Annotated in this window: 12 protein-coding genes and 1 other annotated feature; of the genes, 7 read left to right on the top strand and 5 right to left on the bottom strand. The window is 48.4% G+C overall.

The genetic code is table 11. The features are described 5' to 3' along the window. Positions 1 to 172: 172 nt before the first annotated feature. On the top strand, positions 173 to 910 hold the full coding sequence (locus EKG38_RS16250) for a YciK family oxidoreductase (RefSeq protein WP_126521281.1): 738 nt from the start codon (positions 173 to 175) through the stop codon (positions 908 to 910). A gap of 233 nt (positions 911 to 1,143) precedes the next feature. On the opposite strand, the gene rluB is transcribed toward EKG38_RS16250, so the two are convergent. The 5 genes from rluB to rnm all read right to left on the bottom strand — a co-directional run bounded on the left by rluB (position 1,144) and on the right by rnm (position 5,227). Next, positions 1,144 to 2,010 carry a 23S rRNA pseudouridine(2605) synthase RluB gene (gene rluB, locus EKG38_RS16245; protein WP_012142038.1) on the bottom strand — a complete coding sequence of 289 codons (867 nt, stop codon included), beginning with the start codon at positions 2,008 to 2,010 and terminating at the stop codon, positions 1,144 to 1,146. Further along, entirely contained in the window at positions 2,003 to 2,629 is a 627-nt protein-coding gene (scpB, locus tag EKG38_RS16240) for an SMC-Scp complex subunit ScpB (RefSeq protein ID WP_126521359.1), read from the bottom strand. Before scpB ends, rluB begins: the two co-directional genes overlap by 8 nt. An 18-nt stretch (positions 2,630 to 2,647) precedes the next feature. Further along, the gene (locus EKG38_RS16235) at positions 2,648 to 3,436 is read right to left on the bottom strand and encodes a segregation and condensation protein A (RefSeq protein WP_126521280.1); all 789 of its coding nucleotides are present in this window, start codon (positions 3,434 to 3,436) and stop codon (positions 2,648 to 2,650) included. A 111-nt stretch (positions 3,437 to 3,547) separates the two neighbouring features. Further along, on the bottom strand, positions 3,548 to 4,168 hold the full coding sequence (locus EKG38_RS16230; RefSeq protein ID WP_012142035.1) for an L-threonylcarbamoyladenylate synthase: 621 nt from the start codon (positions 4,166 to 4,168) through the stop codon (positions 3,548 to 3,550). Between the two features lie 201 nt (positions 4,169 to 4,369). Further along, positions 4,370 to 5,227: an RNase RNM gene (rnm, locus tag EKG38_RS16225; protein ID WP_126521279.1), complete on the bottom strand. Its 858-nt coding sequence runs from the start codon at positions 5,225 to 5,227 to the stop codon at positions 4,370 to 4,372. Positions 5,228 to 5,595: 368 nt separating this feature from the next. Continuing rightward, positions 5,596 to 5,704: a sequence feature (Trp leader region), on the top strand. 73 nt (positions 5,705 to 5,777) lie between these two features. On the opposite strand from rnm, the gene EKG38_RS16220 reads away from it, so the two are divergent. From EKG38_RS16220 to trpA, 6 genes are all read left to right on the top strand, one after another. Then, positions 5,778 to 7,337, top strand: a complete 1,560-nt coding sequence (locus EKG38_RS16220) for an anthranilate synthase component 1 (protein ID WP_126521278.1) — start codon at positions 5,778 to 5,780, stop codon at positions 7,335 to 7,337. After that, positions 7,334 to 7,939 (top strand): aminodeoxychorismate/anthranilate synthase component II, encoded by a 606-nt coding sequence (locus EKG38_RS16215; protein ID WP_126521277.1) that lies wholly within the window; start codon positions 7,334 to 7,336, stop codon positions 7,937 to 7,939. Before EKG38_RS16220 ends, EKG38_RS16215 begins: the two co-directional genes overlap by 4 nt. After that, positions 7,936 to 8,994: an anthranilate phosphoribosyltransferase gene (trpD, locus tag EKG38_RS16210; protein WP_126521276.1), complete on the top strand. Its 1,059-nt coding sequence runs from the start codon at positions 7,936 to 7,938 to the stop codon at positions 8,992 to 8,994. Before EKG38_RS16215 ends, trpD begins: the two co-directional genes overlap by 4 nt. A gap of 2 nt (positions 8,995 to 8,996) precedes the next feature. Then, positions 8,997 to 10,430, top strand: a complete 1,434-nt coding sequence (gene trpCF / locus EKG38_RS16205) for a bifunctional indole-3-glycerol-phosphate synthase TrpC/phosphoribosylanthranilate isomerase TrpF (protein ID WP_126521275.1) — start codon at positions 8,997 to 8,999, stop codon at positions 10,428 to 10,430. A 133-nt stretch (positions 10,431 to 10,563) separates the two neighbouring features. Further along, on the top strand, positions 10,564 to 11,787 hold the full coding sequence (gene trpB, locus EKG38_RS16200; protein WP_126521274.1) for a tryptophan synthase subunit beta: 1,224 nt from the start codon (positions 10,564 to 10,566) through the stop codon (positions 11,785 to 11,787). Continuing rightward, on the top strand, positions 11,774 to 12,592 hold the full coding sequence (trpA, locus tag EKG38_RS16195; protein ID WP_126521273.1) for a tryptophan synthase subunit alpha: 819 nt from the start codon (positions 11,774 to 11,776) through the stop codon (positions 12,590 to 12,592). The genes trpB and trpA overlap by 14 nt, the downstream gene beginning before the upstream one ends. Positions 12,593 to 12,664 lie beyond the last annotated feature (72 nt).

Raw genomic sequence — 12,664 nt, 5'->3', positions numbered from 1 at the left:
TAAGTCCTTACCTAAGCTAAAGTTAACGTAAAAATATTGAGTTAGCTACAATTTTGTCACATTCGACCAACGAATAGACGAACAATAATTAATCATTTGTTTTAAACAAGTGTTCATCACATCAGTGACTCTAGAGGTGGCGGGCTTTTCCGTCGATAGGAAATATTGACTCATGTTGGAATATCAAGCTGCAAAAGATCTACTTATTAACAAAACGATACTCGTTACAGGCGCGGGTGATGGCATAGGGCGCGCCGCCGCGTTAAGTTTTGCTGAGCATGGAGCCACGGTCATTCTTCTGGGTAAGACAGTTAAGAAGCTCGAAGCGGTATACGATGAAATTGAGCAGGCAGGTTACCCGAAACCGGCGATAGTGCCCTTGGATCTAAAAGGCGCTACCGAGCAAAATTATCTGGATATGGCCGAAACTATCGAAGAGCAATTTGGTCATCTGGACGGCTTGCTGCATAACGCAAGCATGTTAGGTGTATTGGGCCCATTCGAGCATATCTCTATGGACTCAGTAAACGAAGTCATGCAAGTCAATGTCATCGCCGAGATCATGATGACTAAAGCACTGCTGCCAGTGATGAAAAAGGCGCCGCAAGCATCACTGGTATTTACCTCCAGTGGTGTGGGCAGACAGGGCCGAGCGTTCTGGGGCGAGTACGCCATCTCTAAATTTGCTACCGAAGGCATGATGCAATCCATTGCCCATGAATATGATGGTTCTAATCTGCGGGTTAACAGTATTAATCCCGGTGCGACCCGTACAGCGATGCGCGCCAATGCTTATCCCGCCGAAAACCCACAAACGCTGAAAACTGCGGCAGAGATAATGGCCACCTACCTATATCTGATGGGCAATGACTCTGTTGGCGTCAACGGACAGCAGCTTAACGCACAATAAAGCGCTTAGGGTAAAACCTCTGATATCAATTTGCCCTGACCGCTTTCCCAAGTAGTTAGCCCTGTACATATTTTCTGTTCAGGGCATTATACATCGTTATCTAGCCTGGTTATCCATTACCAGTCATCAATAAGGTGGCATGGCGAAACCAAGCAGCGGTTCTGATAAACAGGTACAAAAAAAGCCGCATTCGCGGCCTTTCTTCGGTAGAGCAAAAACGCGTCGTACTTAGCTTAAGTGCGTTGACGAGTGTTCTTGCCCCCAGTTGCTTTATGCTTATGTACTGCACGTTTAATCTTAGCACTCTTCACTTTAGAGCGAGCAACACTGTGCTTATCGGTGCCTAACATAGTGCGGTTTTCGATATCTAGTCCAGCCGTTTTTCTTAGGTAGTTGACCTGTTCAAGCTCCAACTCAATCCAACCACCACGAGGCAGTGATTTTGGCAACTCGATACTGCCATAACGGATACGGATAAGACGACTGACTTGTACTTCCTGAGATTCCCATAGACGACGAACTTCGCGATTACGTCCTTCAGAAAGCGTCACGTGCCACCACTTGTTCATCCCCTCACCACCGGCAGCTTTGACTTTATCAAAGTTTGCAGGGCCATCTTCAAGGGTAACGCCGGTACGCAAATGCTGAATACAGGCATCGCTCACGTCACCGAACGTACGCACAGCATATTCACGCTCAACTTCATTCGATGGGTGCATCAAACGGTTAGCCAACTCACCGTCTGAGGTAAACAGCAATAATCCTGAAGTATTGATATCCAATCGACCCACTGCAACCCAACGTGAATCTCGGGTTTTAGGCAGGCGATCGAAAACCGTTGGACGACCTTCAGGGTCTTTACGACTACAGATCTCACCTTCCGGTTTATGATAAGCAATCACGCGGCAAACGATATCCTCTTCGGACTTAATTGAGATAGCACGGCCATCGATACGAATTTTCGCATCGGCTTCAATTCTGTCACCAAGGCTGGCTATTTCACCATCTATACTAATTCGGCCTGCAGCAATCCATGCCTCCATCTCACGACGGGAGCCATGGCCTGCACGGGCCAAGACTTTCTGCAATTTTTCACTCATTAGTAGACTCTTCTATGTTTTGTGTATTTTCAGGCCCAATCTCTTCTTGTGGTTTCTCAAGAGAATTCACATCAGAAAATAGGGCCGCTAATGACTCAGTATCCGTCAGCGGGGGTAAGTCCGCTATGGTATCTAAGCCAAAGTAGGCTAAAAATTCTGTCGTAGTCGCATAAAGAGCGGGCCTTCCCGGCACCTCTTTATGTCCCACCATTCTTATCCATTGCCTATCGGCTAAACTTTTGATGGTATGACTACTCACCGCCACACCACGAACAAACTCTATATCGCCACGTGTCACCGGTTGACGATAGGCTATCACTGCCAAGGTTTCCAATGTGGCACGCGAGTATTTAGGCGCTTTTTCCTGCCATAATGGTTGAAGAAAAGGACTCAGGGACTCAATCGACTGAAATCGATATCCCCCCGCGACGCTCACCAACTCAATTCCTCTACCTTGGTAGTCTTGCTGCAACTCTTCAATGGCCAATTTAATCTTAGCTCTTGATACATTAAAGTTGACTAAAACCGTCTCTTTCAAACTTTTAATCGAGACCGATTTACCCATAACAAATAGGCTCGCCTCAATAAGTTGTTTAAGCTGATCAGGATTTATCTGCAGCTGTTTCTTCTGACTCAATCAATACGCCTTAACATATATGGTTGAAAATGGCTCATTCTGCCTTAAATCGACTAAAAGCTCTTTAATCAGCTCCATCAAAGCCAAAAAACTCACAACGACACCACTTCGCCCTTCACTGACATCAAACAATGCTTCAAACGGGAGGTACTCCTCACCATCGAGCATGGCTAATATCTGGCTCATTCGCTCTCGCGTAGACAACACCTCACGCTTCACATGGTGATGCTCTGTCGCTTCAATCCGTTTCAGTACCGAGCCAAAAGCTCGGGCAATATCGGTCAAAGAGACTTGAGGTGGCAGTAATATCGGTTTGATATTATCTGCAGGTGTCGCTTTAGCCTGGAACACATCTCTCTCGAGACGAGGGAGCTCATCCAATTGTTCCTGTGCTTCCTTGATGACTTCATAGGCCTTAAGCTGACGTATCAACTGAGCCCGGGGATCTTCTTCATCCTCATCTTCTAAAACTGGTCTTGGTAACAATAATCGAGATTTAATCTCGGCTAAGGTTGCTGCCATCACCAAGTAATCGGCAGCCAGTTCGACCCTGCTGCCCTGAAGAAGATTAATATATTCTAAATATTGTTCGGTCACAGGCCAGATAGGTAATTCAACCACATCGAGCTTCTGTTTGCGGATCAGATATAAGAGAAGATCTAAGGGGCCTTCGAAAGACTCAAGAAAAACTTCAAGCGCCTCAGGCGGTATAAATAGATCCGCCGGAAATTGCTTTACCGGCTCACCTCTGACAATAGCCAAGGGTAAACTTTTTTGAGTCCCCTGCATCCACTGTCCTCAGCGTATCAATAATTCATATGAGCTAACCCGGATTCGGCGTTATGGCCCAAGTCCGAGAAAGCGCGCGATTATACCTTGTTAGGCAAGTAATGCACAGCCTTATATAAAGGGAGTCACATCGCCAGCGCCTTCACGCAGCACCTCAATATCCCCCTCGGACATATCGATAACTGTGGTGGGCTTCTCACCTAAATAACCACCATGAATGATCACATCCACTTGATGCTCTAAAATATCGCGTATATGTTCAGGATCTGATTCGGTAAACTCTTCCCCTGGCAAGATAAGACTGGTCGACATCAAAGGGGCGTCTAACGCTTCCAGTAGCGCGAGTGCTATAACATTGTCCGGAACCCGGATCCCAATGGTTTTCTTCTTGGGGTTTTGCAAGCGCTTAGGCACTTCCTTACTCGCCTTAAAAATAAACGTATATGGACCAGGGGTATTATGTTTCAACACTCGATAGGCTTGATTATCGACTCTGGCATAGGTCGCCAGTTCAGATTGGTCACGGCACATCAAAGAAAAATTATGATCATTATCAATCTGACGGATACGCGCAATTCTGGCCATCGCATCCTTCTCACCCAGTAAACAACCCAGCGCATAGCCAGAGTCCGTAGGATAAACAATGACGCCACCATTCTTAATGGCATTCACCGCTTGATTGATTAAACGTGCCTGCGGGTTCTCTTCATGTACGTAAAAAAACTGACTCATCTCACTTCCATCCAATTATCCATTTGGCAAGCTCTACACGACAGAGCTGCATTTAGCCGGAAAACCTCTCTTGTTCACAGAGTTCAGGCTCCCCTTCAGCTATATATTTTCACATTACTAACACTTAAACACACTGAGTTGTCAGATAAAATTGTCAGAAAAAATGAGCTAACTTTATTACTGCAATGACATTCAATGATGTTAAGCTTTAACCCAATTATCCATTTGCCAAACCCAATTGACACCTTTAGGTTGAAACATACTTTTTCCCAACTCAGTCCAGCTGCCGGGAAAATGGAAATCGCTCCCAAGAGAGGCAAACAATTCATTTTTAAGACTCAGTGCAATCAGGTTATTTCTATCTTCCACCGTCTGCTGACTTACCACGACCTCCATGGCATCACCATTCGCCTCTTTAAACTCCCTAACCAAACGTTTAACCCACTTAGCCGAGAGTTTATAGCCACTGGGGTGTGCCAGAACAGCAACACCACCGGCTCGGTGAATGACCTCAATAGCCGTGGCCATATCCGACCAATTATTGGGCACATACCCGGTTTTCCCTCGGGCTAAATATTTCTTAAACACATTAGCCATACTGGTTGCATAACCATGCTCGGCTAGCCAACGAGCATAATGTCCCCGACTCAATGCCGCCCCGCCCGCTAAGGCCTTGGCCCCTTCGTAAGCACCGTCAATGCCCGCTTTGCCAAGCCGCTCGCCAATCTCTTTCGCTCTTAGCTCACGTAGAACACGTTGATTGGTCAAAAAATCATCGAGTTGAATATCTTCAAGGTCAACATTAAGGCCCACAACATGGATATCATGGTTATGCCAACGGGTGGAAATCTCAACACCATTGATTAACTTCAGGGGTGTTTCATGGCGCTGGTTATAAGTATGTGCTTCGGCTAAACCTGCAGTGGTGTCGTGATCGGTTATTGCAAACATCTCGACACCATTACCAATGGCTCTTTCAATTAACTCAGAAGGAGTCAGTTGTCCATCGGACGCTGTCGTGTGGCTGTGAAGATCCGCCAATATATTTTCATCTGTCATCGGCTTATTCTACTTGAGTTTGTTGATATATGATATCAACAAGGGAATAACCATTCTCTCAATCACTGCCTTGCTCAGTTATCCTAAGGGAGCTCTGAAACGAACATTTTGAAGTGGTTTAGGTATATATAGGAGAATAAACATAGGTGAGGGTTAAATTCTATTTCCTTTCCTTGTTACATACGCTAGAAATCGAAGGAATAAAGCTAATTTTTATCAAAATTGCCAAAATTAGCAATATTCAATTGACAGGCTTCACCCGCAAATGCTTTTATATAACCACTTAGAGACAATTGGTGTCTTTAAGTACTACTTTTACATGATTTTATTGAAGGGTTCGAATGAACACATTTTCACAAGCACAAAACATTAATTGGTGGTGGCACTTCCCAACTTAGCGGGTGGTGTGAAACTCTGTGCTCATGTAAAAGAGACAAGATTCAACAAGAAGCCCGCATAGAATGCGGGCTTTTTTGTACATGCAATTCAGTACCAAGATTAGCTAAGCAGCCTCTAATGCGATAAAAAACGATTAAAAGCGAGAGACCAGATGAAGATAGCTCAAGTAAAGACAACTAAAGAGAGGATCACCTATCATGCCGATCCTCTCCGCTTGTATCAGCATCTTACCCAAGACGCACCACACACTATGCTGCTCGAATCGGCAGAGATAGAGAGCAAGGACCATCTTAAAAGCATTGTGATGACACATGCAGCCATGATGATCCGTTGCGATAGTTATCGACTGACCTTCACCGCCTTGAGCGAAAATGGTCACGATCTTCTCTGCGGCATTCAACACTTTTTCCATGAGGCAGAGTCGAGCTTAGAGGCAGGCATATTGACGCTCACCCTGAAAAAAGAGGTCGCTCAACTCGATGAAGATGCCAGACTAAAATCCACCTCCCCTCTCGATGGTCTCAGGGCATTAATCAAGGAGATAGATTGCGGCGACTCTCCAGCCTTTGAGGACCTATTCTTAGGTGGTGTGCTGGCGTATGATCTCATCGATACCGTAGAGCCGCTTCCCCAGGTTCCTCAAGGTGAAAATACTTGTCCCGATTACCTGTTCTATCTCGCTGAAACGCTAATTTTAATCGATCACCAACAGCAACAAGCCGACATCGTCACCCATCAATTTAACAGCCTTGATAACCTCCTCTCTTCACAATACTCCTCAGTGCTGGAGCAGAGAGTTCAATCAATGCAAACGATGTCAGTTCACGAGACTAAGGTTGATAAGTTAGTTCCTCTGAATGCACAGACTCAGGTCAACATCAGCGATGACGATTTTAAAGCGACGGTTAATGAACTGAAATCACATATTGTGGCCGGGGACATCTTTCAGGTGGTTCCATCGCGCAGCTTTAGCCTGCCCTGCCCAAGCACATTAGGCGCCTATCGCGCGCTTAGGCAGACCAATCCAAGTCCCTATATGTTCTATTTCAGGGGCGAAGATTTCACTCTATTTGGGGCTTCTCCTGAGAGCGCACTCAAATATGAGGCTCACACCAATCAAGTCGAGATCTACCCTATTGCCGGGACCCGCAAACGTGGAAAAACGGCCGATGGTGAAATAGATTTCGATCTGGATAGCCGAATAGAGTTAGAGCTTCGCCTGGACAAAAAAGAGTTATCGGAGCACCTAATGTTGGTCGACCTGGCGCGTAATGATGTGGCTCGGATCAGTCAAAGTGGCAGTCGTAAAGTGGCTGAGCTATTAAAGGTCGACCGTTACTCACATGTCATGCATTTAGTGAGTCGCGTCACCGGTCAACTTCGAGGCGATCTCGATGCGCTGCATGCATATCAGGCCTGCATGAACATGGGCACACTGACCGGAGCCCCAAAGGTTAGTGCAGCCCAGTTAATCCGCGGCGCCGAAAAAGCACGCCGTGGCAGCTATGGCGGAGCCGTTGGCTACGTTAACGGTCTGGGAGATATGGATACCTGTATCGTCATCCGCTCTGCATTTGTCAAAGATGGTACCGCCTACATTCAGGCAGGAGCCGGCGTCGTATTTGACTCAGACCCACAAGCAGAAGCCGATGAAACCCGTCAAAAAGCGCAGGCCGTTATATCAGCAATCAAACTAGGAGGCGGACAATGAAACTGTACCTACTCGATAACTTCGACTCGTTCACCTATAACCTGGTCGACCAATTCAGAAGCCTGGGCTTTGAGGTTGTCATCTACCGTAACGATGTCGATGCCGACTTTATCGCAGGCAAAATTCTCAGCGAGGCAGATAATGCTGCACTCGTGCTTTCACCAGGGCCGGGAGCCCCACATGAAGCGGGTTGCCTGATGGAGCTGATAGCAAAAGTTGCAGGTAAAGTCCCAATGTTAGGTATCTGCCTGGGCCACCAGGCGATGATTGAACATTTCGGTGGCAAGGTCGAACGTGCGCCACAGGTTGTGCATGGTAAAGCCAGTCCGACATATCATCGAAATGAGGGGGTATTTCAAGGTCTGCCATCTCCGCTACCCGTCGCTCGCTATCACAGCCTGGTCGCGACTCACGTGCCTGACTGCCTCGATGTGATCGCGACAACGGAAGATATGCCCATGGCCATCTCCCATCGACAATACAAAGCTGTCGGCTTTCAGTTTCATCCGGAATCGATACTCACCACCCTTGGCAGCCAGCTGCTGATCCAAACGCTTAATTATCTAACCAGCACTGAAGTAAAAGAGGGAGCCGACGCATGAGCGACAGCACAGATCTACAACCACTCATCGACAAATTGTATCGAGGTGAGAGTGTCTCACGCAGTGAAGCCAAACAACTGTTCAGCTGCATTATTAACGGTGAGATGAGCGAAGCGGCAATGGCAGGCATGTTAGTCGCCATGAAGATGCGCGGCGAAACCATAGATGAGATATCCGGCGCAGCAGATGCGCTTATATCGGGGGCAAAAGCATTTCCGACTCCCAGTGATGCGACTAGAAAACAGGGGATCGTCGACATTGTCGGTACCGGCGGCGATGGCCACAACACCATCAATATCTCCACAACCGCGGCCTTCGTTGCTGCAGCATCCGGGGCCAAGGTGGCAAAACATGGCAATCGCAGTGTCTCGAGCAAATCCGGCTCATCTGATCTGCTGGCCCAATTTGGTATCGACTTGACCATGGATCCACAGGTAGCTCGCGATTGCTTAGATGAACTCGGTCTCTGCTTCCTGTTTGCCCCACACTATCATGGCGGGGTTCGCCACGCGGTTCCCGTCAGACAGGCACTCAAGACCCGCACCCTGTTCAATGTACTCGGGCCACTTATCAACCCCTCTCATCCGGACTACATCCTGCTCGGCGTTTACAGCGAAGAGTTGGTTCAACCGATTGCAGAAGTACTCAAAGCCCTGGGGATGAAGCGCGCTATGGTCGTTCATGGTAGCGGACTGGACGAAGTCGCAGTCCATGGCAATACTTCGGTCTGTGAGCTCACAGACGGCGAGCTTAAACAATACACCCTAACCCCTGAGATACTGGGCGTACCTAAGGCTCAACTGAAAGATCTGGAGGGCGGTTTGCCAGAAGATAATGCCGAGTTCACTCGCGCTATCTTACAGGGCCGAGGCCAGACGGCACATACCAACGCGGTCGCGGTGAATGCGGGTTGCGCACTGTACATTTCAGGCGTGTGTGATAGCGTCGAGTCGGGGACGGCACTGGCACAAACCACTATAGCCAGCACCAAGGCCTATACACTTCTTGAGCAGCTTGCCAGTGCAAGCGCTAACCAAGCAAAAGTCGGAGCATAAGCGTGAGCAGTTCATCCACAACAAAAGAAAGTAACGTGTTAACCAAAATAGTCGATACCAAAGCGGCGCACATGGAAGCACTGAAATTACGTTTTCCGGAAGCGATGCTCGAGCCTAAGATCTCCGACCGTAGCCTTTATGAAGCCCTCAAAGCCCCCAACGCCGGGTTTATTTTCGAGTGCAAGAAGGCCAGTCCATCTAAGGGGCTCATTCGTGAACACTTCGACGTCGAGGCGATAGCGGATGTTTACAACGAGTATGCCGCCGGGATCTCGGTCCTTACCGATGAACAGTTTTTTCAAGGTGATATGGATTATATCCCTAAGGTACGTGCTCGTGTTAAACAGCCTATCTTGTGTAAAGACTTCTTCATCGACAGTTATCAGGTTAAGCTCGCCGCTCACCAAGGCGCCGATGCTATCTTGTTGATGCTGTCCGTACTCGATGATACGCAATATCGTTTATTGGCTAATGAAGCGGAAAAATACCAGCTCGACATGCTCACAGAGGTGAGTAACGAGCAGGAACTTGAACGCGCTATCGCCCTGAATGCGGCAATAATCGGCATTAACAATAGAAATTTGCGCGACCTTTCAACTGACTTGGCCACCACCGAAGCTCTGGCGCCCCACATCCCTGCCGACAGAGTCGTTATCAGCGAGTCTGGCATATACAATCAGGCGCAGGTTCGTCGTTTGAGCCCCCTGGTCGATGGTTTCTTAGTGGGCAGCTCCTTAATGGCCGAAGATGATCTGGATCTTGCCTGTCGAACCCTCACCTTGGGCCATAATAAAGTGTGTGGTCTGACGCGTAGCGAAGATATTCAAGCCGTTGCAAACTCGGGGGCTGTCTATGGCGGTTTGATATTTTACCCAAAATCTCCCCGTGGAATTAGTCTTGCGCGCGCCACCGAGCTCCTTGAGCAGCACAGAGCCACTGGGCCCGGGCTTAATTTCGTTGGTGTCTTCGTTAATGAAGAACCACAAGTCGTCGCCAAAACGGCGAGCCAGCTCAATCTCTTTGCCGTACAACTCCATGGCAAGGAATCTGAATATGAAATTGATCAGGTTAGAGCGGCCCTGAATACCATGAACTGTAATGCACAGATCTGGAAGGCTGTCGCCGTCAATGCCGATGCAGACAACCAAGGCGAAATCACGGTGCCCGCGAACGTGGACCGGGTGTTGTTCGATAGCAAGAGCAGTAGATCCGGTGCATCGCAGTTTGGCGGTACCGGCCTGACCTTCAACTGGCAGCAGGCACTACCGAATAAACAAGCAGCCATGTTGGCCGGAGGCTTGAGTGCAGAGCTGGCGCTGGAGGCGAGTCATCAAGGTTTTTATGGACTGGACTTTAACTCTGGCCTGGAAAGCGCACCGGGGATTAAAGAACACGATAAAATCGCCGCCGCATTTAAGGCTTTGAGACAGTATTAATACATAGATTTTAAACAAATTTATAAACTTAACTTTAGAAATTTTGGTCAACATTAACTCAAGGAATAGGGCTAGACATCAAGGTCGAGTCCAATAACCAGAGGTATTTTGAACCGAAATTAGGAATTATATTATGACCAAGTTAGACCCCTACTTCGGCGAATACGGCGGCATGTATGTCCCGCAGATCCTTATGCCAGCCCTCAAGCAACTCGAGACCGCTTTCGTCGAGGCTCAAGAGGATGAAGCGTTTAAAGCCGAGTTTAATGACCTGCTAAAAAATTATGCAGGCCGCCCAACAGCACTGACGCTTACGCGTAACTTAAGCCCGAATCCTCTGGTAAAAATCTACCTGAAACGCGAAGACCTGCTTCACGGCGGCGCGCACAAGACCAATCAGGTTTTAGGTCAGGCACTGCTTGCTAAGCGTATGGGTAAGAAAGAGATCATCGCCGAAACTGGGGCCGGACAACACGGTGTAGCCACCGCCCTCGCCTGTGCACTTTTAAATCTCAAGTGTAAAGTCTATATGGGCGCAAAAGATATCGAGCGTCAATCTCCCAACGTATTTAGAATGAAGCTGATGGGCGCCGAAGTGATCCCTGTCACCTCCGGGTCTGCTACGTTAAAAGATGCCTGTAATGAAGCGATGCGTGACTGGTCAGGCAGCTACGATAAAGCCCATTATCTATTGGGAACTGCCGCGGGCCCTCACCCGTTCCCGACTATCGTACGAGAATTTCAACGTATGATAGGTGAAGAGACCAAGAAGCAGATTTTAGAGCGTGAAGGCAGGTTGCCCGATGCCGTTATCGCCTGTGTTGGTGGCGGCTCAAATGCTATCGGCATGTTTGCGGACTTTATCGAGGAGGAGTCGGTTAAACTTATCGGTGTTGAACCCGCAGGTTTAGGTATCGATACCCCTATGCATGGTGCGCCACTCAAACACGGTAAGACCGGGATATTTTTCGGTATGAAGGCCCCCTTGATGCAGGACAGCGAAGGACAGATCGAAGAGTCCTATTCAATTTCAGCCGGTCTTGATTTCCCCTCGGTTGGTCCACAGCATGCTCACCTTGCTGCCATCGGCCGCGCCACCTACGAGTCCGCTACCGATCAGGAGGCATTAGATGCCTTCCAGTTACTGGCTCGCAGCGAAGGGATCATTCCCGCACTCGAATCGGCTCACGCAATAGCCTACGCCATCAAGTTGGCTGCAGCGGCAACAGAGGAAACCTTACTTGTGGTTAACCTATCGGGCCGCGGTGATAAAGATATTTTTACCGTCGCTGACATCTTAGAGAAGCAAGATACTGATATAAAAAGTAATAAGGAGAGCGGCGATGACCGAATCTAAACAAGCAGGCCGTTATCAGGCAACATTTGCCGCACTGAAAGCTAAAAACCAAGGCGCATTTGTGCCATTTGTCACCTTAGGTGATCCGAGCCCCGAGCTGTCACTGAAAATCATCGATACCTTAGTGGAAAACGGCGCTGACGCGCTCGAACTGGGCTTCCCGTTTTCAGATCCTTTAGCCGACGGCCCCGTCATTCAAGGCGCGAACCTACGCTCACTCGATGCAGGCACGACTCCGACGCAATGCTTCGACATGCTAAAAGCTATTCGTGCAAAGTACCCGGAACTGCCTATTGGACTGCTTTTATACGCCAACTTAGTGTACGCCAACGGTGTGGATACCTTTTATGCCAAGGCCAATGCTGCCGGCGTCGATTCGGTATTGATTGCCGATGTCCCCGTTGAGGAGGCCGAGCCATTTATCGTGTCGGCCAAGAAACATGACATTGCACCAATTTTTATCGCACCGCCCAATGCCGACAGTGCAACCCTTAAGCTTGTCAGTGAAAAAGGTGAAGGCTACACCTACCTCCTGTCCCGTGCAGGCGTAACCGGCACCGAATCAAAGGCTGGCATGCCCATCGGTGACATTCTGAATCGATTAAAAGAGTTCGATGGCGCACCGCCACTACTGGGTTTCGGTATTGCCGAACCTTCCCAGGTGAAAGCTGCCATACAGGCTGGCGCCGCAGGAGCTATATCGGGTTCTGCAGTGGTGAAAATCATCGAAGCGAACAGAGACGATGAAGAGGCCCTCTTGGCCAAACTTGGCGCGTTTACCCGAGATATGAAGGCTGCGACATAAACTCACACTGATGTTTCGGCAACAAAAAATAGCGCCTTTCGGGCGCTATTTTATTTTTAAGCATTGATCGAT

It is taken from the genome of Shewanella canadensis (assembly GCF_003966225.1).
Taxonomy (GTDB): domain Bacteria; phylum Pseudomonadota; class Gammaproteobacteria; order Enterobacterales; family Shewanellaceae; genus Shewanella; species Shewanella canadensis.
Note: the sequence above shows the minus strand (reverse complement) of the source record. Positions and strands in the feature narration are given on the sequence as shown.

Bases quoted from the DNA above. Each gene is read 5' to 3' on its own strand.
- trpD (WP_126521276.1), top strand. From the start codon at position 7,936: ATGAGCGACAGCACAGATCTACAACCACTCATCGACAAATTGTATCGA.
- trpB (WP_126521274.1), top strand. From the start codon at position 10,564: ATGACCAAGTTAGACCCCTACTTCGGCGAATACGGCGGCATGTATGTC.
- rnm (WP_126521279.1), bottom strand. From the start codon at position 5,227: ATGACAGATGAAAATATATTGGCGGATCTTCACAGCCACACGACAGCG.
- EKG38_RS16230 (WP_012142035.1), bottom strand. From the start codon at position 4,168: ATGAGTCAGTTTTTTTACGTACATGAAGAGAACCCGCAGGCACGTTTA.
- EKG38_RS16220 (WP_126521278.1), top strand. From the start codon at position 5,778: ATGAAGATAGCTCAAGTAAAGACAACTAAAGAGAGGATCACCTATCAT.
- rluB (WP_012142038.1), bottom strand. From the start codon at position 2,010: ATGAGTGAAAAATTGCAGAAAGTCTTGGCCCGTGCAGGCCATGGCTCC.
- trpA (WP_126521273.1), top strand. From the start codon at position 11,774: ATGACCGAATCTAAACAAGCAGGCCGTTATCAGGCAACATTTGCCGCA.
- EKG38_RS16250 (WP_126521281.1), top strand. From the start codon at position 173: ATGTTGGAATATCAAGCTGCAAAAGATCTACTTATTAACAAAACGATA.
- EKG38_RS16215 (WP_126521277.1), top strand. From the start codon at position 7,334: ATGAAACTGTACCTACTCGATAACTTCGACTCGTTCACCTATAACCTG.
- EKG38_RS16235 (WP_126521280.1), bottom strand. From the start codon at position 3,436: ATGCAGGGGACTCAAAAAAGTTTACCCTTGGCTATTGTCAGAGGTGAG.